Genomic DNA, 25,032 nt, shown 5'->3' on the forward strand with positions numbered 1-25,032 from the left:
GAAAGAATCTCATCTTGAGACACCTCTAAGTATGCTCCCGACGAACAACCTGTCTAATTGAGCATTTCGAACAGATATTCGAGGATTTTAGAGCCACTCTGGGGCCTTTGTCTAAACTATGGACGGTCTAGGAGCTCTAAGAGAGGGCCAGAGTGTAGCAGGGTGGCTTGAGTACTGGAATATTGATTGCTAATAATCCTTATGGAAGGATGTGTCCAGTGAGAGTTTCCGTTGTCATCAACCCGAAAGCAGGGTCCGTAAATCCAGGTCTGATCGAGGAAAAGATCCGTTCGGCTCTTTTTCGCTGCGATTTGGTTTTCTCGAAGGCAAAGACTCTCGAAGAGATGGACCAGTTCCTGTGCGAAGAGCTCGCTCATAAAACCGACTTTTTCCTGATTTGTGGTGGCGACGGTACGGTTAACACGTGCCTGCAATACCTTGTTCGCGCGGAAGAGGACCTGACAAAAATTCCACCGATCGCGGTTGTGCGCTCGGGAACAGCGAATGACTTGGCTCACGAAATCGGCATCAGCCGCCGTATCGATCAAGCGGTTCGTAATATTCTTGAAGGTTCTGTTCGCAACATCGACATCATTCAAATTTCTTCTGGCGATAAAAAAGCGTTCATGCTGACAAACGGAGGCCTCGGGATTCCTGCGATGACAGCGGATTTGGCCAACCAAGTGCGTTTCAGTTTGCAAAAAGTAGCGAACTGCCCGCAAACCGCCGGCTTCTTCAAATCGATTGCTAAAAACAGTTACCAACTGATCAAAAAAATCGGCCCCGGCGTTTACTCGTTGATGGTGGCTGAAGCTCTACGTACTTGGGATCCAAACGGCTGGGAGCTTGAGTTCGAACTTCCAGGCGATAAGAAATTTGCAACCAACGCACCGATCGTACTTGTGAACAATCAACCGAGCATCGGCAATAAATTCTTACCGGCACCATTTACTTCCAATACGGATGGCACTGTGAACTTGCTGTTGGCCGAAGGCCGCCGCGTTCGCGAACATCTTTCTTCATTCTTGCATTTAAGAAACGGAACCGTCAGCCAGTCGGACCGTTTCACTTCCTATGAAATCACTGAATTCAAAGTCCGCTCTAAAAATCCGAGCCGTCCGATCACTTTCTTTGGCGATGGCGAGATCCTTTTTAAAGACGTGGCTGAATTATCCGTAAAATGCCTCCACAAAGGCCTTCCCGTCGTCGTGGGCTCTCCAGCATGGGAAAAGTAAAAATCTTGCTGACAGGTGGAACGGGCTTCCTTGGCAAACAAGTTTTGCCAAAGCTGCGTGAGTTTGCTGACGTCGATGTGATTTCGCGCTCGGCAAAGGCAGAGGTGCGCGGTGATCTGACTCGCTGGAACGCGGGCTTGGATCTCGAAGTTCTTAAAAAGAAAAACTACGATATCTTTATTCACCTAGCCGGTTTGTATGATCTTGGCGCCAGTCACATGGATGCTTTCCAGCAGAATGTGGTGGCAACGGGGACTGCTCTGAAAATCGCGCGGGAATTGCAAATCCCGGTTTTCATGAACGCAAGCTCGGTGGCGGCGGCGGTGAATTCGCCCCTGAAGGTGGTTCGTCCGTTTGATTTAAATTTTAGCCGCCCTTTTCCGGATCCTTACTCTGAAAGCAAGGCCCTGGGCGAGCAAATGATCCTGAATCAATCTCAGCATTTCAAACTGTGCATTAATATGCGCTTAGGTGTGCTTGTCGGTGATACGACCGATGGCAAGATCGAACGTATCGATGGACCATATCACGCGCCCCAAGCTCTGGAGCGAGTTCGTAAATTTATTGAAAGTTTTCCGGCGTCTTTCCCGTTGCCGGGTAAGAAACTGGGCCGTCTTCCACTGGTGCCGGTGGATAAAGCTGCCGAAGCCGTTGCAGGCTTTGCCAAGTGGTCGCAAGAGACGGAGGCTTTTGGTTATCAAAGTTTTCATGTCACTCCAAAAGAGGGTTTGATCGCTCGGGATTTATATCTCAAAACTCTGAAGCATCTTTTTATTCCACATCGTGGAATTACATTCGTGAATCGCGTGCCGAAGACCTTGCTGACAAAGGTATCGAAGTGGGCCGTGAAGTTCCCTGAAGAGCAATTGAATTATCTTTTGATGTTCCCGAAGTATGACTCGGCCTCGACCTGCGATGTACTTGGTGAAGGCTGGTGTCCTGAGTTTGACAGTTACGAAAAATCTTTCTGGCGAGGTTACAATGAGTACATTTCGAATCGCTGAGATTAGTTTCGGACGCTCTCACTGGGATGATTCTTTTAGCTATGAATATGCGGGACACCGTTTTGAAGTTCAGCGCTTTGGCGTGAATTTCTCGGTGGATCTTGTAAAAAAACTCATTCAAGACCTGCGCACGGATGTCGATGCTTTTGCCCTCAGCAGCCTGCCGCCGGTGATTAAACTCGACGAAAAAACCTACGTGCATCGCCAGTATCTTGAGATTATGGGGATGCCTAGCTCTGTGCCTTTGTGCGACGGTACAGGCCTTCGCGAAATTTCAAATCTGAATTCTATTATTAAGTTGATTGAATCCGGCAAAATCAGCCCGGAAGAAGGCGTCTTCTTCCCGGCGGCGATGCTCAGCACGGAACTCGAAGAGTTCTTGCGTAAGTCCTATCCTGGAAAAGTCTTCATCGGGGATGCGTACTCGATGCTGGGTTTGCCCTTGATGATTAAGGCTCCGGTACCGGGTTTGATGGCGTTCTCAAAGCTCGCGCTGAATGTGGCGAATTTTAAAGATCTGCGTAACAACACTCCGCTTGCGGAAACGCAGATTCAGAAAATGGGACGCTCGGTTTTGGCCTCACAAGTTGAAAAAGTTCAGTATGTGGCCAGCGACTATCCTTTCTTATTGCTCTTTGATTCCGCGGTGGAATTTGTTCGCGGAAAGGACCTGATTGTTTGGTCTCATCATCCGGCAGCGGAAAAAGAAGCGCAAAAATACGGTCCGCGCTCTGTGATTAATCTCTTCCCGGAAGAGTACAAGATGAGTCCGTATATGAATTACTCTGTCTTGGATGCGACCCTGCGCCTAGTGCACGGTAAGACGGCGCCATTGTCGGTGCCTGAGTGGGAACAGCTGATTAACCCACGCACAGAGGTCCGTCAGATGACTCGTCAGTACACGGTCAGTCATCGTACGTCGACGCAAGCGAAGATCTCTCATGGTATTAATCGTGTAAAAAATGTTTTATTGAAGAAAAAAGAACCGGACTTTGCGTTCGTGATTCATGCACTTTCCCATCGCGATTTATTGCGTATTCCAGGCTTGAATCTGCTTCATAATATGCCTAAGAAATTCAACGATCCTTTTGATCGTATTGTCTCAAAGGCTCCGCCGATTATTTACGGCAATATTCAGCATGTGATCAGTAAAGAAACAGGCCGCGAAGTAAATGGTTTGATCTATGGTCTTTTCTCGACGCCAAAGGTTTTGAAGGAAGAAGATCCCGAGGTCACCTACGCGAAAATCGAAAAGATCTGCTACGATGCCGCGAACCGTGGAGCAAAGATCATTGGTCTTGGAGCTTACACGAAAGTCGTGGGTGATGCGGGTGTGACGATCAATCGCAATTCGCCAATTCCTGTGACCACAGGCAACAGTCTTAGTGCGAGTGCGACGCTGTGGGCTTTAGCTGAAGTCGTTAAAAAAATGAACCTTGTTAAGAGCGACCCGAATACAGGCTTGGTCGACGGGATGGCCATGGTCATCGGTGCCACGGGTTCTATTGGCAAAGTGTCTGCAAAACTCTTGGCTTTGACGTTTAAGAAAGTGTGCTTGGTGGCGCCTCGCCAAAACCGTTTGGATGAGTTGGCTGCAGAGATTCGTCAACTAGCGCCACGCTGTGAAATCCTGACGGCGACGGATGCGAATGAACTGGCCGGTCAAGCAGATGCGCTGGTGACAGCCACATCGGCGTTTGATCAGAAGATCATTGATGTCATGAGATTAAAACCGGGCTGTGTGGTTTGTGACTGTTCTCGTCCGCTGGATTTTGATAAAGAAGACGCCAAGAAGCGCCCGGATGTTTTGATTATTGAATCCGGTGAAGTGCTTCTGCCGGGTCCGGCGCAAATCAACTGTGACTTGGGTCTTCCAGGTAAAGCGGTTTATGCGTGCTTAGCTGAAACGGCGTTACTTGCACTCGAAGGACAGTTTGAGTCTTTCACCATGGGCCGCGATATTGAGTGGAATAAAGTAAAGGGCATCTACAAAATGGCCCGTAAGCATGGCGTGGAACTCGCTGCTATTCAGGGCCATATGGGCATCGTCTCAGATAAAGAGATCGAGCTCACTCGATCTCTTGCACTTTCGCGCCTGCGCGCAAAAAGTTAGAATGAAAAATAGCCGATGAGTTTGCCTTTGCTGTTTGAAAGCGGCAGGGCAAAGATGTCTTCAAAATTTTGAGCAGCGCCGAAATCAATATAAAGATCTTTGATCAGTTTTTCTGGATTATTCCGATCGCAGAGACCGGGCTCGGTCCAATTTGCCCAAATGCTATAAAGCGGCTGAGAAAGTTCATCAGCGAGGGCCCTATAAAAAAGCGAATTTTGCTTTTGAGTATAGTTAAAGCGCATCTCAAAATACAGCTCGCGGCTGATGCGTTTGAAAGAGTCCAATGCGCCTGCATTGGTACAAATGATGCTTTTCATAAAATTCTCGCCAAAGAAATCTTTAGCTAGCATCTTTTTCGAAGCCATCACAGGCGCCGGAAATCTTTGATTCTGAAGATCAAAAGCAAGAGACGCTTTCAGAGTCAAGAAACGGTCGGTGCGGATTTTATTCAGAACTCCGAGGAACGCATAAAACTTGTCAGGACTGCTTTTATTTTCCAAGTAAGCTTGAGTGATTTGTTCCCCATCGACAACATCATTATAAGTCGTAAACGTCGCGGAAAGCCACAAAGACTCATGCATTAAGATCGCTGATTGCTCGGCCGTGCGCAGAGTATAGAACTCCGGCAAAAGGACCGTGGCTTTTTCTTGATCATTCGTTACGGCAAAAATAACTACTTGTTCTTGAGGGATCTTATACAAGCGTGAATATTCGCTCACAATTTCCTTACGAATTTCTAGATCGAGATCTCCTTGGAGGCGGTAGTACTGATGATAAGGCGAATTGTCGATGACATTAAGAATATCGCTCTTTGCAGCGGTGGAAAGAGGCAAAGAGACTATTTCACGAAGTAAAAGATCGAGACCCGGGATGTTCTGTGAAGCTTCTACCGGTTGACGGAGAGTCTTGCCGGTGGCGGAGTAGTAAGTAAGGTAAGAGCCATTAATACTGATACCACCGCCGCCATTTTGTACTTCACGGGCCGCGTAGCTTTGCAGTCCAAGCAGACATAGAAAAGTGGCAGTCAAAATCCATTTCATTCCGAAATTTCCTCCGTGAGTGAGAACATATTTAATGATAGGCAATAAACTTTATCTTTCCCCGGGATGCTTTCGAGCTCCTTTACCAGGCTTCTGCGAAATTCACGCAGTCTTTCTTTGGCATAGGCGAGCTGATTTGAGTTCATCGCAAAGACCATCGAAGAAAACTCGCGCTTCTCCACCGAATCGTGGTGAAGAGCTTCTTGAGCTTTCCCGAGCATCTGCGCATGAAATTTGCGGATGGTCTCTGAAGGAGTTTCTCGGGTTGTTGTCGAATCTGGCTCAGTCGCGATCCAGCGTGAACCTTCGCGCTTGAGGAATCCCATTTCTGTCAGCTGATGGATGCTTTTTTCAACAGCTTCTTCTGGCAATTGCAACTTATGGGCAAAGGCGGGAATAGAGTGCTCGAGGTTTTCAAGCAAAAGGAGTTCCAGAACGGCCAGGTGATGCCATTCGTTGAGCAAATCCATTTCGCCTTCTTTAAGCACGGGAGCCTCTATGAAACGAGCCTTCACGCGAATTTCTGCCGCGGCACGCACTACAGCGCTACGTGAATGTTCACTTTCAACCATGTCGATAAAAAGATGTTTCGTTGCTTCATCGAGCTCAAGGCGCTCCGCCAAAGCAGCGGCTTTCTTTTCGGAAAGACCGACTTTGCCATGCAGGATTTCGCTCAGGCGAGAAGAGGCAATGCCGATATCCCGCGAAAAGGCTCGCATGGAGTAGGCACGGTTTTTTTGTTGTCGCTTATAAAGTTCTTCTTTTAAAAAACGGCGGTAATCCATTAACACCTTTTTTGAAATGCAGTCTAAGACGTTGACCTAGCTTTGCTGTTCTCATTTCAGTTTGCAAAAAGTATTTTTGGATTCTGATCCATCACGATCCGTGAATAGCAACGCTCCCTCAGTAAATGAAGGAGCGTTGCTGAAAATAAAACTTAGTCTGGTTGAACTGGGTTGCTGTCGTCGCGAAGAGTGATTCTCAGTTGATTGACAGAGAGGTCAAAGCCGAAACCTTTTTGCACGTTGATAGAAAGTGCCAGAGCTAATTGAGGATTGCCCAATTTCACAGCTGTAATTGCACCAACGCCGCCAAGAATAGTCGCATGAGCTTGTCCAATCATATATTTGCCGAGCAATTCATCTGGATCGCAGTTAAACAGAGAAATCTCTCCGGACTGACCGTAGACTTTATATTTACCGATTGCGACGCCCGGTGAAAGCGGCAATGCATTCATGGTGAGCCACACAGGATAGTGAACTGTGTGCCCGAGGATGCTTACGCAGTTCATATTACCGGCAGCTTCGAATTTATATTTGCCGAAGAGAACTTTGAAACCTTTTGCTTCACCTTTGAAACCGATCTGACAAACCCAGAGAGGTCCGCCGGCCTCCGCTGCTTCTGCTTTGTGTGTGAAGCCAATACCACATGCAAGCGTTAGTGCGAGTACTAATAACTTCTTCATTGGAAAACCCTCCTTGTTAGGTTAAGGGAGAGCTTATTCCTTGTTTCGATTGTTTGCGAAGCTGTGTTGTTGAAAGTGCAATCAAACATTGAAACGCGATTTGCATTTCAGGATTCACGGAAAAATATTTCGGCGTGTGAACAACATCATCACATGCAATTCACACGCTCCTAAATTACTCCAAAATTTTAATGGTACCGGCTTTGCCATCCATACGAATGCGCATGCCCGTCTTCAAAGTCTTTGTCAGACCGGGAATGCTGACGATGGCAGGAATTGCCATTTCACGGGCGACGATGGCGGAGTGTGAAAGTAAACTTCCGCGTTCCACAAGCAACCCAGAAATGGCCGGGTAGAGTGGGACCCATCCTGGATCTGTTCTCGCTGTTACGAGAATTTCGCCGTTGAGATCCAGATTATCTGTTGGATTCAAAATCACTTTCACAGTTCCTTCGAGAACACCCGGGCAGCACGGTAATCCCTTCAGATCGCAGTCTTCGCCTTCAGCAATCGTCATTGAAACTTCCTCTTCTTTCACGAAAGGATTGTTCCAGTACACCGCTCCGCGAGTCATAATGCGTGGATCTGTGTCCTCTGTAAACTTCGCGTAATCCGCTTTGCGCAAATTTACAAAGGCCTGAAGATTGTAAGAGGGCAATGTTCCATTATAGATCCCGAAGACCTCTTCAATGGTGAGCCAGAAAATATCGCGACCGTTTTGAAGAGCGCCAAGATTCGCCAAATCTTCGCCGATATTTTGGAAGATCGTGCGGGCAATTCCATAAATACGTGTCCGAGCAAAACGGGTGTTTTCACGATTCTTCACGGCCTTGCGGGCGTGCTTGAGAACCCAGAAGTAAATCTTTTTACGCACTCCCGAGAGATGTTCTTCGACTTTCTTTTCAGAGGCCGCACGCAGAGATTTCTCACGAGAATCATCGTGGACTTCCACTTTGCCGGCCTTTAGGTAGTTTTTCAGGCAGACAAATAAGTAAGACGGGTCGGTTAGCAAATCAATTTCTTCGAGCTTCATCTCACTCATGCAGCGGAAACCGAAACGATCGAGATAGTCGAGAACCATATTATAGAAATTGCGGTGCTTCGATTGATTCAAGGCTTCGAGGCCATCTTTTGGATCTGTGGTTTCGATGATTCGCTTCAGATCCGCATCTTTGATCGCCTCCGCGGCTAAACGTAGCAAAGCTTTCGTCGGCTCCGCACTTTCAAGCCCGCCTTCACCCGCAAGCAAGTCATTCTGGATGGTCGAATCCAATTCTGACAACCACGTGGTCGTGAGCTTACGTAAAAGACCGAAGTGAACCATGCAAAGGAAATCATTGATGATCGGTGCTTTCCAACGGCCGAGCATATTGCGCTCGACATCCAAGTACACGCGGAGGAGCTGATCTCCGCGCATGCTTGCCAGCGGCATCGCACGGTACTTGTCGTAGTCGCGGTGGAAGGTCTTTAGGAAGTCATCCACCACCGTTTGGATCGTGAAGTGATACTTAATAAAGTTAAAGCCCGTCACCATTTTACGGAGTTTGCCCGTGAAAGTGTCCCAAGACGGATGGGGTTTAATACGATTTGCGATTTCATCCGTCAGGCCTTCAGAAACGCCCATCATGGTTTCCATGAACTCGCGGTTCTGTTTAAAGCCCGGAAGAACACCGACCAGTTTGTACCAGTTAAAGAGATTGTAATAAACGCGGCCATCGATACTTCCCAACATGTAGCTGAGATAAGAATCCATGTCCTTGATGATTTCATTCGGCACGCCCAAAACTTCACAGAACTGAACGTAAACGGCTTTATAGTTTCTGAGCGCGAAGCTAAAGCTCAACGGTGACGTCAAACCACCGTATGATTCGATGATATTGGAGTTGTCCCAAAGATTCGGATAACCAACCAGGTCTGATTTCAAGTTTGTCACAGGACGTGTTTGCAGAATATAAAACGTACCGTTTTCAATCGCCCACTCGATATCTTGTGGACGGTGATACTGTTCATGAATCAAATGACCGAGCTTATATAAACCACGCAGTTCTTTGTCATTTAAAGACGGTTGAAGGACGAGCTCTGCGGACACAGGATGCAAGCTGCAGTGGCCAGAGCTTGATTTCTTCATCATCTCTTTCTTTTCGATGATCTCAGATTTCACAAGATCACCGGTGTGCTGGTGCAACCAGTAAGAATCCGCATCCAGAGCGCCTGAGACAAGGCCTTCACCAACGCCATACACAGAGGACACTACATAGTTATCAAGCTTGCCGGTCACAGGATCGCAGGTAAACATCACACCGGATTTTTCCGGATCAATCATGCGTTGAAGAACCACTGAAACCGAAATCTTGTGCGGATCGATCTTGTTTTCTTTACGGTAAATAAGACCACGCTCAGAGAACGCTGAAGCCCAGCACTTTTTAATGTACCTTAAAATGTCTTCTTTGCCATTGACGTACAAGAAACTAGAGAGCTGGCCGGCAAAGGAGTGCGAAAGACCGTCTTCGTCCGCCGCCGAAGAGCGCACAGAAAAGATTTTATCAGCTCCCAGCATTTGCAACGCCTGATCGATGCTCGAAGACAGCATGGCGGTTGTATTGCTATCGGCGAAGAGTTTTTCAATTGCGGCTTCGGCCTCTTTGGCAGTGATATGGCCGTGAACGAACTTTTCTACCAACTGGTAAAGATCTTGATGGATGCCGGCACTCTTCACAAAATCTTGGAAGTAGCGACGGCCAAAAACCACCCACTCAGGCACGGGGATCCCGGCTTTCGTCATCAAGTACAGGTTAAAGCCCTTACCGCCGGATTCATTTTTGGCAAAGAAGTGCGTGGAGTTTTTCGTTACAAGCATCTTAAGCTCCCATCACAAAACAGATTAGAACGTAATGTAAAAGCAGATAAACCCCGGTGCCGTCACGGAAGATTTTAGCCATCTTCAATTGGGGATTCAGCGCATAGCCAACGCTCATTAAAGTATAAAGGACAGCCCCGGCAATCAGCCAATAAAAGCGCGAGTGATTGCTGAGCGCGACCCAAGAAAGGATAATGCCGATCAGAACCTGCGACCACGACAGCAACCAAGCACCTTTAGGATTAAAGATATTGCTATAGCTAGGAACATGCGGGCGTTCCTCGTTCGGTGCGAAGGTTTTACGGGCAAATTCAAACAAATTAAAGAAACACCAGTTCATCAAGAAGAAACAAACATCTGCGAATTGAATTTTTTGAGGATTGAAGTTCACGATCGCGGTGGCTGCGGAAACTCCTAAAAGAACGCTGACGAAGGTGTGAGTCACGGCATAAGTGGTCAAGTGAGGTCTCAGGATATCGCCGATAAAGAACTCTTCGTACATCAGCAAACTGTAACCAATGGCCATCACATGGATTAAGAACGGCCAGAAACCCAAGAAGGCTGCAAGGACCACTTCAAAAAGGATCATCCAGAAGAGGCCCTTTTTAACTTGCGGCACAGTCAGCACTCCGCGGGCCAGGGGGCGGGTGGGGTTTACTTTCAGATCCACTTCGTAGTCTTTGATTTCATCAAAGCAGCGCATACGAAAGAAAAAGCTCAGCATCAACATCAGCACGCAAATAAAACGGCCGGTGTCGAAGGTGTAGCTCGCGGCCTTCGACAAGTACAGGCCGTTTGCCAGAGTAAAAATGAAAATCATCGGAAGGTAACTTCCGGGACTAAAACGCTCTTTGATGAGAATCAGCCAGTTACGCAATGATCGCTCCCGGGTCTTTCAGTTGATCACGCAAAACTTTGTATTCCACTTTCGAGTGATGGCGAGGATCCATTGGAACCGCTTTGACGAACTTGATTTGATCTACCGGGATTTTGTTCTTGGCAAAAACACGGTTGATTTCTTTTTTTGCCGCTTCAAAATCAAAAGTCGCTTTGTCGATGTCAGCTTTCAGCTCCACACATGCATAAGTCGCTTGGCCGAGGGATTTGTCATCCATACCAAGGAACGCGCAACGATAAGCAAACGGCATACGCTTCAGCAAGACCTCGGCGCGAACCGGGAAGTAGTACTTACCACCACGCTCAATCGCGTTGTTCGTGCGGCCGACGATCCAAAGATCTTTCTTAGAGTCGATATAAGCCAAATCACCGGTTCTATGCCAAACGCGGTTTTGACCGTCCATAATTTTAGTGGTCTTAAACGCGTCGGTATTATTGTAATAATCACGGCAAACGTGGTCCCCCGTACAGATGAATTCACCCACTTCGCCATTGGGAACTTCGATTTGTGACCAAGAAGAGCCTTTGAGCTCAACCGGACCGTCTTTAATACGGATAAATTTGTAATCGATATCTTCGCTGATATGACCTACATTCACGCCTTCCTCGATGATCTCAGGATCCGCTGAAGGATTCTCTTTCAGCATGTCGCGGCCTTCGATGTGAGCCATCGGTTCTGCCTCTGTCGAACCGTACAGGATCCAAAGATCTGTTTGGGGTGCGATCTCATAGAAGTTCTTAACGTCATCTTTAGAAATCGGTGCGCCGCCTGTAACAACTCGGCGGAGCTTATCAAGTTTAATGCCGTTTTCTTTGCAGTAACGAGCTAAGCCCACAAGCATGCTCGGTGAAAGTGTCGTGCAATTGATGCCTTCATTGATAATCTGACAAGCCAAGATCGCCGAGTCGCGCTCGGAAGGGGCCGCCAAATCAACCGCTGGCAAGATCGTCGTCACACCGCTTGCCAAGTTGTTCAAACTGAAGATCGGAAATGCCGGCATGTCTTTGTCTTTCTCTGTGTAAGGAATGACGTGAGAAAGCGCGTGATGCTGAGCCGACAAGAAACGATGAGTGCGGTTGGCGCCTTTTGGCTTCCCTGTAGAACCAGTTGTGAAAGTAATCAAAGCTGTGAACTCACTTTCAACCGAGGCAATCGGCGAAGCCGTTGGTTTCAATAATTCAGGGAAGCGGTGAGTGCACTTGTCACCCGGGCCGTAGAGAACACGGATGGGCATTGATTTAAATTCTGGAACTTGATCGACGAGCGCAAAAGCCTGCTGGAAACTAATCATCGCTTTCGGGCCCACGCATTCGGCAGAAGCTCCCAAGTGGTGGCTGCGCGCCCAAGAATCCAAGAACACGGCAATCGCGCCGATACGCTGAACCGCGAACATCGCCGTGTACATATCAAGGCTCATCGGCAAGAAGATGATCACGCGATCACCTTTTTGAATACCGATATCCAGCAGTCCTTGGGCAAAAGAATTAATTCTGGCGGCAAAGTTTTTGTAAGAGATCTCATCGTGTTTAATCGGAGTTTTCGGTGAACCGTCCCATTGGGCCATGGATTCACGGTTGGCCCAGCGAAGAGCGACGCGGTCCGGGAACTCCCGCAAATGCTTTTCCATGTAGTTAATGACGTTGTTACGTTCATCACTTCCAGGGTAGTAACCGATTTTTTGATTGCTAGTGCTCACAGTGGCTCCTTCAGCGGAAATTTCAGAAATAATCTTCTCAGGGTGGCTCCAGAGGAGTCCGTGGCCCGTCGCAGGAATGGTTTTCATCTTCGCCTGTGGGTATTTACCCAGCACGGCAGTTTGGATCTCGTTACTAGAGATCTTATCAAGCTCTCCGTACAAAACGGTGAGTGGAACATCGGTGATGTCCGCTTCACGCCATGGGTTGTCTTGCATTTTGATTTTGTTGACGACCGTCTTTTGCCAAACCGTCCAGTCTTGAAAGTGATTGTGCAAAGTCTGAAAGTAAGGAAGGTCTTTCAGCGTATTTGGGTGAATCAGGTCACTGACAAAAGCGTCTTTAGCTTTTTTGTGGTTGGATTTAATCAAAGTATCGCCAAGGCCTGGCATTTTCAGCAAAGTCGTCGCGAGTCCCGAAAGTGTGCGCTCGGGTTTTACATAGGGAGCCACCAAAATTACTTTTTCGATGTGGTTTTTAAGCTCTTTTAGATTTTTCAAAATCAAATAAGAGCCCCACGAGTGGGCCACGATGATTTTCTTGTCACTTCCGCGAGTGACTTCTTGTTTCCAGCCATCGCTGTAAGCGTCGACCGCTTTGAATTGGAATTGTGAACCGATTTTGTCGCGTAAAATGTTCCAGTCGGCCGGAGAACCGGGGTTTCCGTGCAGGGCAATAATGGTTTTCATATTTTCGTCCCTTTGAATTTAAGCTTAAAGAAATCCAAGATCGTAGGGTTTGAGCGGTAAATGGTTTTCTCTGTTTTATTATTTTCCATTCCAGTGACGGCTCCGGCCTGGGCGATATCCGCGAGAACCTCTTTCGCGGCAAGAACCTCTTGCTTTGAGCCATGATAGATCGACTCAAGATAGTCGGTCTTTGCGGTTTTCACTTCGACCACCTTCAGAATCGCTCCGGCATCGAGCTTTGAAGTCATTTGGTGAATCGAAAAGCCGGAAGGTGTTTTTTCCAAGTGCGCCCAGAAGTCGCACATGAGTCCTCGTTGGTCTGGAAGCAGCCCATGGTGGATATTGATACAACCCAAGCGGGGAGTCGCCAAAAGTTTTTTCTTAAAGAACGTGCGAGTGCGCGCATTCAGAATCAAATCAATATTTTCGCGACGAAGAATCTCGAGAGCCTCTTCAGAGTTGAGATCATCAACGATAAAGAATTTTTTAGAATGACCCGTGTAGGCTGATTCTTTATGAGAAAGAAGATCGTTGAAGTAGTTTTTCAAAAGCTGCAGGCCCATGCGTGGGCCGGCGCCGGTCAGCACCAAGGCCAAACCTTGAAGAACCATTTTCCAATCGCGGTTGTCGATGATCATGCAGCCGACAATATGCGGAGCCTCAGCAAGTCCGCAGACAAGCTGATTGTAATTCTCCGGTACAAAAGTCACTCGCGACGTGACAAGAAGTGCACGCAAACTCATGAATCTGGTCTTTCTCCGAGATGCTTTTTCAAAATTCTCTCGTTAGAGTATTATAGGCAAGATCGTGGACTAGATCACTATGAAATTGCCTTATCTGACCTTAGAAAGGACACCCTTGTGGCTCAAGAGTATTTTTCGGATTTAAACTATACGTTGGCCAATGAAGACACCCGTGTTGAGTTCGACTTATTGCCAGAAAAAGTGTCCCGAGTTTTCAGTATCGCGGGATCGGGTGCGCGTTGCATGCCTCTCATTGCCAAACATCCGAAAGAACTCGACGTTGTTGATATGTCGGTGAGTCAGAATTATCTCTGTGAATTGCGTTTTGAGGCGATGAAAGTCCTGAGTTACGAAGAGTATCTCTTCCTGATGGGCTATCGTGGGGCGCTTCAGTCGAGTCCACAAGAAGGTGATGATCGTAAAGCGGTTTTCGAAAAAGTTCCGCTCAGCCCCGAGGCGAAAAAATACTGGAGTGAACGCAGTGCCGGCTGGGCCCCGCGCGGATTCATTTTGCTAGGACGTTGGGAATCTCACTTCCAAAAGTTGGGGTTTCTTTTCCGTGAAGTTCTTAAATGCGATTTCTCAAAAGTTTTTGAAGCTCAGTCTCTCGCGGAACAAGTTGAGTTGTATGAAAAGTACTGGCCTCACGTCCGTTGGAAGAGTTTCATTCGCGTGGCGGCCAGTGAATATGTATTTAATAAATTCCTCTACAAGGGCCACTTCAGCGGCCGCAGTGAGGCAAAAACCGAAGCGCGTGCTCCCTGGGAGTTTGTCACTCAGGAATTCGACCGTATTTTCCGGACGCAACTCGTTCGTAAAAACTATTTCATGCAGATTCTTTTCCTCGGAAAAATCGCCTACGAAGAGGGTCTTCCCCTCGAGGCACATCAGCATGTGTTTGAGCGAGTCAAAACGGCGCCGACAAAAGTGAATTACTTGCTCGGAAATCTGCTCGAGCATTTGCCGAAAAAGAACTACGATTTTATCTCGCTGTCGGACACGATTTCTTACCTTCCGCAAGAAGACGCCAATCAGATTTTACAGCGTCTGCACGCGGAAACGAAATCCGGATCACAGATGGTGATTCGTTCGTTCATGCGCGCGCCAACGGCTCCGGATTTGAAGGGCTGGCAGGACTGCCGAGATAAAGATTTATGGGCTCAGAAAATCGATGGAACAGGTGTCTATCAATTTCACATTTTCAAAAAGTCTTAGATTCCATTGTGGTCTGATTTCCATAGTGTCCACGGGAACATAGAGGCTGGGCTTTCGTAAGGAAGCGGAGTCCAGTTTTTCGTTGAAATACTGTTCAAAAAATCGGCAATTCATTTTCTCGTAGGGGGCGATGCGGTCCTGTTGTATAATATCCACAGGATGGTGTCTTATGAAAAAAGGAATTTTAAAGAGGCTCCTTTTCTTCTCGAGTCTACTTCTTTGTATTTCCAGTTTAAGCCTAGAAGCCTCCGCCAAAACAAAAAAAGAATCCGCAGGTCCTGAGAAATTAAATCTCAATGCCGTGAAGCAAGTGGTGAAGAGCCACCTCACTGAAGTGCAAAAGTGCTACACCGATTTGATCATCGAGGGCATGGCGACAAAGGGCAAAGTCACGGCTCAATGGGATATCGACGATAAAGGGGCTGTGCAAAATCTGACGATCAAGGACAATACCTCGAAAGATCAAGCTCTCGAAGGCTGTGTTACTGAGCGGGTCATCAATTGGACATTCCCTCCAGCCGAGGAAGGAAAGACCTTCCCCGTCACATATCCGTTTGTTTTCGGCAGCTAAAAAGTGCCAGGTCCTGTTTCTTGTTGCGGCGCACTGTTTAAAGGCCTCCGTACTTCTTGAAAAGTGAGTTTTTACTCCGTATTTTCTCCTCCTAATCGGAGGAAATTCCCATGTCACAATCCCGCGTGGTGCGCGCACCTACTGGTAATAAACTTGTTTGCAAAGGCTGGCTGCAAGAGGCTGCTTACCGCATGATCCAAAACAACTTGGACCCTGTGGTGGCTGAGCGTCCCGAAGATCTTGTTGTCTATGGCGGGATCGGTAAAGCAGCACGTAACTGGGAGAGCTTCGATAAAATTTTGGAAGCTTTGAAAACTCTCGAAAACAACGAAACGTTGCTGGTTCAATCCGGTAAGCCCATCGGTATTTTGAAAACGCACGAAGATGCTCCGCGTGTTTTGCTTGCGAACTCTAACCTCGTTCCGAAATGGGCGACGTGGGAAGTTTTCAATGAGCTCGATAAAAAAGGTCTCATGATGTACGGCCAAATGACGGCGGGCTCATGGATCTACATCGGCACTCAAGGCATCATCCAAGGTACGTACGAAACTTTCGTCGAAGCGGGTCGACAACATTTTGGCGGGAGCCTCAAAGGCCGCACGATCCTGACAGCGGGTTTGGGCGGTATGGGCGGAGCGCAACCTCTTGCGGGTGTGTTCGCCGGTGCCTGCGTGCTCGCGGTAGAGATCGATCCGACTCGTATTCAAAAACGTCTTGAAACAAAGTACATCGACGAAGTCGCAACGGACCTCGACGATGCATTGGCGAGAATCAAAAAATATACGGCGGCAGGCGAAGCAAAATCCATCGCCGTTCAAGGCAATATGGCGACCGTGATCTGGCAGCTGATCGAGAAAAACTACACTCCTGATCTGTTGACGGATCAAACGTCGGCGCACGATCCACTCGTGGGTTACATTCCTGAAGGTTACACTGTAGAAACCGCAGCAGAGTTCCGTAAGAAAGATCAAAAAGCTTATTTGGCAGCAGCTTACGCATCAATGGCAAAACACGTGCGTGGCATGCTGAAGATGAAAGACAAAGGCGCAATCACGTTTGACTACGGTAACAACCTCCGTGCCCGTGCGCAGGAAGCCGGGGTTGAAAATGCGTTTGACTATCCAGGCTTCGTTCCAGCTTACATCCGTCCACTTTTCTGTAAAGGCAGCGGTCCATTCCGCTGGGTGGCTTTGTCAGGCGATCCAAATGATATCAAAGTGACAGACCAAGCCATGCGCGAACTCTTTCCGCACAAGAAAGATCTTCTCCGTTGGCTGGATATGGCCGAAGAGCGCATTGCCTTCCAAGGTTTGCCGGCACGTATTTGCTGGCTCGAATACGGCGAGCGCGCAAAAGCGGGTCTCATGTTTAATAAACTCGTTGCTGAAGGCAAAGTGAAAGCGCCGATCGTGATCGGCCGTGACCACTTGGATTGTGGCTCTGTGGCAAGTCCAAACCGCGAAACTGAAGCGATGAAAGATGGCTCGGATGCTGTGAGTGACTGGGCCTTGCTGAACGCCATGGTGAACACGGCTTGCGGCGCGACTTGGGTGAGCTTGCATCACGGCGGTGGTGTGGGCATGGGTTACAGCCAGCATGCGGGACAAGTGATCGTTGCTGACGGAACCCCGGAAGCAGCGGCGCGCCTCGAGCGCGTCTTGACTGCCGATCCGGCAATGGGTGTTTTCCGTCACGTCGACGCCGGCTACGAAGACGCGGTTGCGGTGGCTCGCGAACGCGGTGTTAAGAGCCTTTGGGTTTAGTTCTTTTCTAAAATCTTTTTCGCCAGCGGCAAGAAGTCTTTTTCAGACTGAGGGCCCTGGCGATTTTTGAAATCTGCTCGCACCATCAAGAGCTTTTCCGGCTCGCCCATATATCTTAACTGTCTGAGTGCAAATCCTAGCAAATAGTCCATTTCAAGATTCGTACTTTCAGCTTTGACTGACTCCTGCCAAATTGCGTAGCTGGACGCGAGAGTTTTTGTTAGCTCTTCCGCGAGTCGCTGAGAAGGTGTGGGACCCGCCGGTGGATTGTCCTGCCCATGAGCTGTCGGATCCGCAGATGTTGAACTTGTGGAGCTTGTACAAGCCGCGAATACAAAAGATAAAATTAAAAGAATCAAGAGTTGTTTCATGGATTACTGCTCCTCGCTCATGGGGCGGATGGCGATTCCATCATAGGCTTCTAGAATAACAAGATCTTGCTTTTCATTGCGTTGATTAGGGACCGAGAATTCCGCAGTCATAGTTCTGTTATCTTCCGTATTCAAAGTCGTCCATTGATCCTGCGAGAGTGTTTTGAGCTTGTCGATATTAACAGTCAAAGATTCCATCAGGCGCGAGAGACGTGTGGGTTTTCCTTTAACGAGATTTGCAAAATCCAGTGAGGATTTGTAGCCCAAAATAAATGCGCGATCCTCCGCGCTGACATTTGCTGAGTCATTGAAAAAGAGAGGCTCTGTTTGCCAATAGATTTTAAGTAATTCAAGATACTCAGTCGTGTTGAGCCAATCGGATCTTCTCGGCGCACCGGTTTCATAGAGCGCCTGTTGAGTGATCTTAATCGCCAGCCCTCCGGTCATAATGTCGCAAGCAAAGCCGTTTTTATCAGATAAATCGATAGAGGCCTGAACTTGATTTGGTTTCGCAGCTTCGGTATTCAGAAGATCATGGTAGTAGTCCAAAACCTCCCAAGCAAAGGGGCGATCATAGTCGGGGCGTCCTGGAATACGGCTGTATTTTAGTTTCGTGTTTTCAAAGTCCACATGAACTGGGGTGAAACTAAAAGGATTATCAAAAATCATGTTCTGCAAAGATGCTTGGTTATGGGCCCAGGCATCCACCGTAAACTTCATTTTTGCTTTAAATGTTTTACCGTTTTCAGTGGATTCTTTGCAGAGCTTGGCCACAGAGTCTGGCCCTTGGTAATTCTCGATGTAGATTCGTGGCTTCAACGGCGCCATGTAATCGAGGAAGCGGATTAAGCGGTAGTGCCCATTCGGCATTTTCAGGGCGTACGCAGTAATGTGTCCGTCTTTATCGAGCTTCAATTGAACATTTTTTGAGTAAGGGGCGATTTCAGCGAGCTTCTGCCAGTCCGTTGTCGCAACCGCGAATGCAGCCGTAGTAAAAAAAAGCAGGGCGATTGAATATTTTTTCAAAGCATTCTTAGAGGATATTCTTAACATAGCGGTTCTAGTCCTCAGCTCCCACGTATGAGAGATGAGAATCCTTTTTCAAAGAGATAGAGTCATTCTGACTTCGTTTTTGTTTATCCTACTTAAATTAGCAATGTTTATGCCACGAAGTCACAGCAAGTTACGATTCAGCTGGGCCTGCATCGTGAGGGTGTCTCCATGGTCATTCGTCAATCGGAGAGCGACATTCACCGGGGCCAAGCAAGCCTCCATGTAAGTCATTTTGTAGGTCAAACGAGCGACACTCATGTCAGGTTTCATAGTTAGAGCCATGTGATCCGGGAACAGCCCTTGATCTGTCTGCCATTGCAAGTACGTCGAATTGATTTCAACCAAAACCGGAGGCTGCTCAAAGAATGGCATGGCCGCGCGAGTATCGAAATCCAAAGTCCAAACAATGTTTTCTTTCAAAAGCTCCAGTGGCACATCAGCGCGTTGAAGAAGATCCAGAACGCGGCGAGTGTCATTCAAGCTAACACGGTCTTCATGGACTGCGGCCGCAACAGCCGCTTCATTCACGCGCTGAAGAAATTGCTCAACACGTTTGCGGTACAGACGGCAGCTCGTCGGAGTGCCGGTTTCGCCGACAACTTGGGCGGTTTGACCAATCAAACCACCCACGATGTTTTCTGCCATGGCCTGCGCCCCCAATAAGATACTCAGCATGAAAAGAATTGCTTTCATCGCCGTCGTCCTCTTACTTGCCAAAGCCCATGATGCCAGAGAATGCGACCGGAGTTGTTACGTCCACGCGTTCTTCAGACACATGATCATTGGTTGAAATGTAGGTATCCGTTTTCGAGCTGCCACCGAAAGTGGCCGAAGCGATATCCAAAATAACCGCGCCAGCCTGACAGTAAGGATGAGCACACTTACGAAGGCCATCGGCCGCCGTCGAAGCTCCATTCTTACCTGGAGTTCCGGACTCAACCGGTGCCATCGGCACACCAAACTTTGCCAAAGCAATTCCATCGAGAACTTCTTGCATCAAACGTTGTTTGATCTGCAAAGCGGTTTCAGTCTTTGCCTGATCGCAAACGCGGGAGTCATCACACTTCATTTCAAGACTGAACCAGCCGGTCGATTCCGCTGTTTCAATCAACGAAGAAGAGGTGCTGGTTTTAAAGAATCCACCGGAAGACGAGCTCTCGCGGATTTTTCTTGCTAAAGCACCGCGATTATAACGAGCCACATAAGTGTAGTTCGCGCCGACTTCATATTTGTAAGACACATTCGGAGTCACGAGGCCTGCAAGGTCGCTGGCACGAATACGCTCCGGCATTTCTTTGGTGAAGGGATCACGAAGCGGACAGGCGCCAAAAAGACTCAAGTCCAAACGAGCTGAGAAGCTGCCGGAGCCGATATTGTTGGCATCTGCCACAGGCAAATCCTGATTGAATGCAACACGCATATCGGGATCCTGATCAGGCTTCTGATTCCATTTAAGTTTAAGCTCTTTCAATGAAACAGGAACGATGTTCACACCAAGTCCGTCATTGTATTGACGGAATTTTTGCAAGTTCGCATCCACGGCCATGTCGAAATTGATTTCAACAGAGGCCCCAAGCGTGTTTGAAAGATCACCGTATTCAGACAGAAGCTGTTTTCTTCTTTTATAGAGATCCGTCAGCACAGCGTCTTCGATTTTACCTTTGATCGCGGTTTGAATTTGTTTATTGATCTCACCCAAAGATTTATTCAGCGTGCGTACTTCTTGGCAACGATCTAAGTTCCCGCTGGTACGACCTGTAACCGTCTCCGTGCCTTGGGCTGGCGGCAGAACAAAAATTGTTTTGCAGTCAGAGCTCATAAAGAAGCCCTGGCTATTGCCGGGAACGCGAACGTCCTTTGCAACCTCACAAGTGGTTGAGAACTGAGGCCCTGCCGCCATGGCTGAGCCGGAAAGCAAAATTGAAAAGAGAGCCCAGTGTTTCATAGATTTAGATCCTTATTGATATAGGCCTTTGCCAGTGCCTTCATTTCAGAGCTATCCGGCGCAGGGTTTTGAAGGGTTTTAAAATTTTCTAAAAGCCAAAGCAGAGTTGCCGGTCGGGTGGGGCCCAAATACTTCGGACCACGGAGGCCTAAGATGTAAGCCTCCGCCAGTTCGTAGGCGTGAGGATCCGATTCTTTCCAAGCAAGTGCTGCGGTTTCGCTTTTCCAGGTCGCGTAAGTTTGACTTAAAAGACCTGCGTTGTAGTCAATATCGTCAGACGATACCGGAGGAACGGGAGCTGCCGGCGAAGAAGTGTCTTTGCCGGGTTGAGCACAGGCAGTAAAAATCAAGCAAAGCACTAGAAGTTGCGAAAGCGTTTTCATATTAGTCCTTGAAGTTTGAATAAACAGGATCGCTGCCGACAGTCAGGTTCTGCTTGACGGTCGCGGCCGCTGGCTTTGTGAATTCGGTGTTCTGCATCCAGTTGTCAGTGACTTCCGTAGAACGAACCGCTGCTTTTTGCGTCGGGCTTAATCCTTTGGCGTCCATTTTCACAGACGCCAAAAACTTCTGCAGGCGGGAAGGGGATTTCAAAATCTCTTCACCGGTTACTTTCGTGCGAGCAATCACACCCAAAGTCACTGCTTCAGCAAGCTCATTCTGTTTTTGGCTTAAGCGTGCGTCCACAACTTGGGGCTGCAATCTCCAGAAAGATTGAAAGATGGAAGTGAACTGATCCAGCGCCAACCACGTTTCTTTCGCAGGCATGCCCGGTTCGAATTCCGCCGTGCGAGTGACACTGAAAACAAGCTTTCCTTGCATCAGGTCGCAGGCAAATGCATTCATGTTAGAAAGATCCATACGCAAAACACCATCGGCAGATTGCTGCAATTGAGCATTCATGATCTCTTCGTAGTAGTCCGTGAGCAAACGGCCTTTGGACTTTGAAATCGCATCGACGTCATTGATAGACCAAACGGCCCCTTTTTTATCGAAGGTGATCTTTGCTGGGCCGATCGTCACAGGGTTTTCAAAGCTGTTCATATCCGGGCCAAAAAGAGGCTTATTGTTTGTGATCAACGGATTGGTTTGAACTACAAGTTGGGCCTTAAATTTTTTATCGAGGAAGACCGCGTTTTGGCAAAGGTCATTCGTATCTTTGCCGTCGGCTTCGACAGTTAGAACCGGTCTTTTAGCAGCTAAAAAAGTATTAAAACCCAAGAAGCGATACTGTCCGCTCGGAAGTTTCACGACGTCCGCCTTGATGTAGCCGCCGCTATCCAGTGTCATCGTTTCTTTTTTCAAGTTCGGAGCAAGGTCGATCAGGTTTTGCCAGTCGGTCGCAAAAGCGGCCGAGCTGACAAGGAATGTTGAAATAATAAGAGTGGTTTTCATTCTAAGCTCCGTTCATTAGTACACAAAGGTTGAAGAGTGCAGAACAGTGCTTGTTTGGTTTGTCTCAAACAAGATTTGTTCTTCGATGTAAGAGTTATCCGCTTGGTTTTGCGCCAATTGGCTGACACCGTCGCGGTCCATTTGCACGATGATTGGCTGCGTACTGCAGCTCGAGCTTGCGCCGATACCCAAGAAGCCAGAGTTGCTGTGGCAAACACGGCGTTGGCCAACAACCACGTCCTCAGATCCATTCGCAACTTCTTTCGCGCGAGGGGCCGGGTCGTCCGAGAAGATACCCATTTGCTTTAACTTGTCTTCGGCGCGTTCAAAGTAGTTTTTGATCACTTTAGCAACCAAGGCAGAAACCGGACTGACTTCGCCGTCTTCAGTGTTTGTCATCAGGCTCATCAAGTCATACTCTTTACCTTTGTCATCTAAAGAGATGTTGATGCTGCCTTCAAGACCGCCGGTGATAACATCTTCAGTGAATTCGCGGCGCTGGAATTTGCCTTTTTGAATCACGCTGCTGATATTTCTGAGGAAGTCCGCTGTTTTGATTTTCGCATCAACGAAAAGCTTGATACCGGTTTGCACTTTCACATTGTAGTACATGTTAATCGCCACCGACTGAGAGATGATGTCGTTGATGTTGGCTGTTTTTTGTCTATTGCGGCAGTAAACCGAGGTTGAGATGTCTACGATCCCGCTCAAGCCGCCACCCATTGAAACGTAAGTCGCGTTGGGATCTTCTGATGCCACATTTGTTGAGGCGGGTTTGTAACCAGGGAAGTTCACTTTCAAAACCGCGCGGCCCGCGTAGCTACCGGCATCTGGATTAGAAATAACCAGCGTTGAATCAGCAAGCTGCGCCGGCATAAAACGAACCGGATAAGTTGCGCCGGTGTTTTGACCTGGAACAAGGTTCGCCGTTTGGAAAGCAAGCACACTGTTCATCACATTGTTAGCCAGAGAATACTTTACGCGAACCGCAGCCATGTCGTCATAAGGCTTAAAGATACCGCGAATTTCTTTTTTGTATTTGTCGATCTGAAGGCGGGCTTCTTTAATCTGAGCTTCAAGAGCTTTTTGTTGTTCGGCGTTGGCATTACCGAGCTTAGCGACAGCCGCTTCAACTTGGTTTTCGAGGCTTGTGATTTTAGAGCGATAGTTCGCAAGCGAAGCGGATTGTTGATCCAGAGCCGTACAGAAACCATTGTCAGAGCCTGCAAGCATTACTGGGGCAGAGATAATCGCCGAGATCTGCTGTGGTGGCAAAATGAAAGCCGTGCTGCAGTCCTTACTGAAGTACACTTGTGATTTGCTAAGACCTTGCGGAACATTGATGTCACAAGCTTTTTCAGTTTTAAGAACCGCGAACTGACCTTCTTCAGGACCGGCATAAGCTTTTGGCATTGTAGACAATGCGATGGCCGTGCCTAAAATTAGTTTTTTCATGTAGTATTCTCCTTAAAGTATTTTTAAGTTTTAGTTATAAAGTAGATGCATCCAGGATTTGATTTTGTGTTTGACTGGATGGCCGTTGACTTCGTTTTCGCGTTCGGTACCGCAGATGATCCATTTCTTCGCGATCTTCTTGGCTCTTTGCATTTCGCTGCTGTAGCCGACCTCAATATATTCCAGCTTTTTCAAATCAGAGGTCTTTACGAATTCCACAGCCCAGCGCTCATCGTGGCCAGTGGCTTGATCGTAATTAGTGTCTTGGAATTTATAGTGAAGCATGCGAGCGTTTTGCATTTCGATCTGGCGGGTCTTTGAGCTTTTAAACTCAGGAACATAGAACGGAATATATCTTTCAAAACCGTCTTTATCGACGATGAGCATGTCAGCGACGATGTTCTCGCGATTTTCTTCTTCGCCGCCGTTCATGTTACAAGTTTGAATTTCCACGTAACAGCTGCCGAGTTGATAGCGGCCCTGCATCTCTTGCAGGAATTCAATCATACGGCGGTCTTTTTGATCAGCCAGTGCGTGGGCCGGGCAGTTTCCGAGTCCGGCCAGGCTTTGCTGACTTAATAGAAGCACGAGAGTGCCTATCATTCTTTTCATGAGTCCCCCTATTCAAAGTTGACGGGAGCCCACTAAAGCAAGGCCGATACCACAGGTTTCGGACCTCAGATCGAATTAAACTGTCCGGGACTCCGGCGGATTCCGGAATCTAGGACGGACAAGTCTTAAATTTTGGAAAGTGCCAGGTCCTCTTTCTGGGAACATGGCGACAAGAAACAGGGCCTGGCACCTGATTAGCGGCAGAGGCAGGCCATCTCGCGGCAAGAAAGGGTTTTGCCACCGGGATTGAAAATTTGGAACTCAAACACCTTGTCGTTAATCTTTGTCAGAACCATGCTCGTGCCGTCCTTCAAAGTCTTGGTGTCTTTTGTTTCATGATAAATGATCGTGCCTTGGCTGATCAGGGACTGAACAAACTCAGGCTTTGGATTGTAAGTCTGCTCCGGCTTCAGATCGATACGTTCAGGCAAGCCATCCGCATCCATTTTATAGTAACGAAGTTCACGGGCGTTTTTATGATTCGTATTATCCGCAATGATCATGTGCAAGCGGCGCTGGCTGCCATCGGGGAGCTGAATGTGAGTGTTCTCAAGCTGAAACTGGCTTTTCACCACCGGGTTGGTTTTCTCAAGCTCACTCACGAGATCATCCGGAGTCGCACTTTTACCAAGCTCCGGCCCCATACAGGCCGTGGCCTTTTCTTGAAACCCAGCCTGGGATCCTGCGGTTGATTGCGAATCTTCCAGTTGAACAGCCGTCGGAGAAGACGGGTGAGTTTCTAATTTGAGAGCCTCCGGCTTTTCAGTCGTTGGAATGACTTCCTCTTGTCTCTGCTGCTCTTTCAACTTTTCTTGAAAGAGAATGTGCAGAAAGAAGTGGTCCACCGCAAGGCCTACGAAAAAGAGAGTCACTATAATGAGGCCCCAGCGGATTTGCTTATTTTTATCCATAGT

Annotated in this window: 22 protein-coding genes; 6 read left to right on the plus strand and 16 right to left on the minus strand. The window is 48.0% G+C overall.

All coding sequences use genetic code 11. The features are described from left to right. The first annotated feature begins 218 nt into the window (after positions 1-218). From JSU04_18965 to JSU04_18975, 3 genes are read left to right on the plus strand one after another with little or no spacing between them, the layout of a single operon-like run. On the plus strand, positions 219-1,235 hold the full coding sequence (locus JSU04_18965; GenBank protein ID MBS1972394.1) for a kinase: 1,017 nt from the start codon (positions 219-221) through the stop codon (positions 1,233-1,235). Next, positions 1,223-2,239, plus strand: a complete 1,017-nt coding sequence (locus tag JSU04_18970; GenBank protein ID MBS1972395.1) for an SDR family oxidoreductase — start codon at positions 1,223-1,225, stop codon at positions 2,237-2,239. The genes JSU04_18965 and JSU04_18970 overlap by 13 nt, the downstream gene beginning before the upstream one ends. Beyond that, entirely contained in the window at positions 2,217-4,352 is a 2,136-nt protein-coding gene (locus JSU04_18975; GenBank protein MBS1972396.1) for a dehydrogenase, read from the plus strand. The genes JSU04_18970 and JSU04_18975 overlap by 23 nt, the downstream gene beginning before the upstream one ends. Here the strand turns inward: JSU04_18975 and JSU04_18980 are convergent. The 7 genes from JSU04_18980 to JSU04_19010 form a co-directional block, all read right to left on the minus strand. Further along, positions 4,349-5,392, minus strand: coding sequence for a hypothetical protein (locus tag JSU04_18980; GenBank protein MBS1972397.1), 1,044 nt, complete (start codon positions 5,390-5,392; stop codon positions 4,349-4,351). The two genes, JSU04_18975 and JSU04_18980, sit on opposite strands and share 4 nt — an antisense overlap. Continuing rightward, a complete protein-coding gene (locus JSU04_18985) occupies positions 5,389-6,177 on the minus strand; it encodes a TIGR02147 family protein (protein ID MBS1972398.1) in 789 nt (262 codons plus the stop codon). The genes JSU04_18980 and JSU04_18985 overlap by 4 nt, the downstream gene beginning before the upstream one ends. Before the next feature lie 152 nt (positions 6,178-6,329). After that, positions 6,330-6,857 carry a hypothetical protein gene (locus JSU04_18990; GenBank protein MBS1972399.1) on the minus strand — a complete coding sequence of 176 codons (528 nt, stop codon included), beginning with the start codon at positions 6,855-6,857 and terminating at the stop codon, positions 6,330-6,332. Positions 6,858-7,032: 175 nt separating this feature from the next. Next, positions 7,033-9,714 (minus strand): phosphoenolpyruvate synthase, encoded by a 2,682-nt coding sequence (locus JSU04_18995; GenBank protein MBS1972400.1) that lies wholly within the window; start codon positions 9,712-9,714, stop codon positions 7,033-7,035. A gap of 1 nt (position 9,715) precedes the next feature. Continuing rightward, a complete protein-coding gene (locus JSU04_19000; protein MBS1972401.1) occupies positions 9,716-10,534 on the minus strand; it encodes a UbiA family prenyltransferase in 819 nt (272 codons plus the stop codon). Positions 10,535-10,583: 49 nt separating this feature from the next. Continuing rightward, positions 10,584-12,995 carry an alpha/beta fold hydrolase gene (locus JSU04_19005; protein ID MBS1972402.1) on the minus strand — a complete coding sequence of 804 codons (2,412 nt, stop codon included), beginning with the start codon at positions 12,993-12,995 and terminating at the stop codon, positions 10,584-10,586. Then, entirely contained in the window at positions 12,992-13,732 is a 741-nt protein-coding gene (locus JSU04_19010; GenBank protein ID MBS1972403.1) for a hypothetical protein, read from the minus strand. The genes JSU04_19005 and JSU04_19010 overlap by 4 nt, the downstream gene beginning before the upstream one ends. 123 nt (positions 13,733-13,855) lie before the next feature. Between JSU04_19010 and JSU04_19015 the strand changes: the two genes are divergently transcribed. The 3 genes from JSU04_19015 (at position 13,856) to hutU (ending at position 17,287) form a co-directional block, all read left to right on the plus strand. Then, complete coding sequence (locus JSU04_19015; protein ID MBS1972404.1) at positions 13,856-14,953, plus strand: DUF3419 family protein; 1,098 nt, start codon at positions 13,856-13,858, stop codon at positions 14,951-14,953. A 169-nt stretch (positions 14,954-15,122) separates the two neighbouring features. Beyond that, a complete protein-coding gene (locus JSU04_19020) occupies positions 15,123-15,524 on the plus strand; it encodes an AgmX/PglI C-terminal domain-containing protein (protein MBS1972405.1) in 402 nt (133 codons plus the stop codon). Positions 15,525-15,628: 104 nt separating this feature from the next. Beyond that, positions 15,629-17,287, plus strand: coding sequence for a urocanate hydratase (gene hutU, locus JSU04_19025; GenBank protein ID MBS1972406.1), 1,659 nt, complete (start codon positions 15,629-15,631; stop codon positions 17,285-17,287). On the opposite strand, the gene JSU04_19030 is transcribed toward hutU, so the two are convergent. The 9 genes from JSU04_19030 to JSU04_19070 form a co-directional block, all read right to left on the minus strand. After that, complete coding sequence (locus JSU04_19030; GenBank protein MBS1972407.1) at positions 17,284-17,658, minus strand: hypothetical protein; 375 nt, start codon at positions 17,656-17,658, stop codon at positions 17,284-17,286. The two genes, hutU and JSU04_19030, sit on opposite strands and share 4 nt — an antisense overlap. A 3-nt stretch (positions 17,659-17,661) precedes the next feature. Beyond that, positions 17,662-18,684 (minus strand): hypothetical protein, encoded by a 1,023-nt coding sequence (locus tag JSU04_19035; protein MBS1972408.1) that lies wholly within the window; start codon positions 18,682-18,684, stop codon positions 17,662-17,664. A gap of 147 nt (positions 18,685-18,831) precedes the next feature. Next, positions 18,832-19,404, minus strand: a complete 573-nt coding sequence (locus JSU04_19040) for a hypothetical protein (GenBank protein MBS1972409.1) — start codon at positions 19,402-19,404, stop codon at positions 18,832-18,834. A gap of 13 nt (positions 19,405-19,417) precedes the next feature. Continuing rightward, positions 19,418-20,656: a hypothetical protein gene (locus tag JSU04_19045; protein ID MBS1972410.1), complete on the minus strand. Its 1,239-nt coding sequence runs from the start codon at positions 20,654-20,656 to the stop codon at positions 19,418-19,420. Next, positions 20,653-21,039, minus strand: a complete 387-nt coding sequence (locus tag JSU04_19050) for a hypothetical protein (GenBank protein MBS1972411.1) — start codon at positions 21,037-21,039, stop codon at positions 20,653-20,655. The genes JSU04_19045 and JSU04_19050 overlap by 4 nt, the downstream gene beginning before the upstream one ends. 1 nt (position 21,040) lies before the next feature. After that, positions 21,041-22,051, minus strand: coding sequence for a hypothetical protein (locus tag JSU04_19055; GenBank protein ID MBS1972412.1), 1,011 nt, complete (start codon positions 22,049-22,051; stop codon positions 21,041-21,043). A gap of 15 nt (positions 22,052-22,066) precedes the next feature. Further along, positions 22,067-23,506: a hypothetical protein gene (locus JSU04_19060; GenBank protein MBS1972413.1), complete on the minus strand. Its 1,440-nt coding sequence runs from the start codon at positions 23,504-23,506 to the stop codon at positions 22,067-22,069. A gap of 30 nt (positions 23,507-23,536) precedes the next feature. Then, positions 23,537-24,118, minus strand: coding sequence for a hypothetical protein (locus JSU04_19065; GenBank protein MBS1972414.1), 582 nt, complete (start codon positions 24,116-24,118; stop codon positions 23,537-23,539). Positions 24,119-24,312: 194 nt separating this feature from the next. Continuing rightward, positions 24,313-25,029, minus strand: coding sequence for a hypothetical protein (locus JSU04_19070; protein ID MBS1972415.1), 717 nt, complete (start codon positions 25,027-25,029; stop codon positions 24,313-24,315). Positions 25,030-25,032: the final 3 nt, after the last annotated feature.

Source organism: Bdellovibrionales bacterium, from assembly GCA_018266295.1.
Lineage (GTDB): Bacteria > Bdellovibrionota > Bdellovibrionia > Bdellovibrionales > Bdellovibrionaceae > JACMRP01.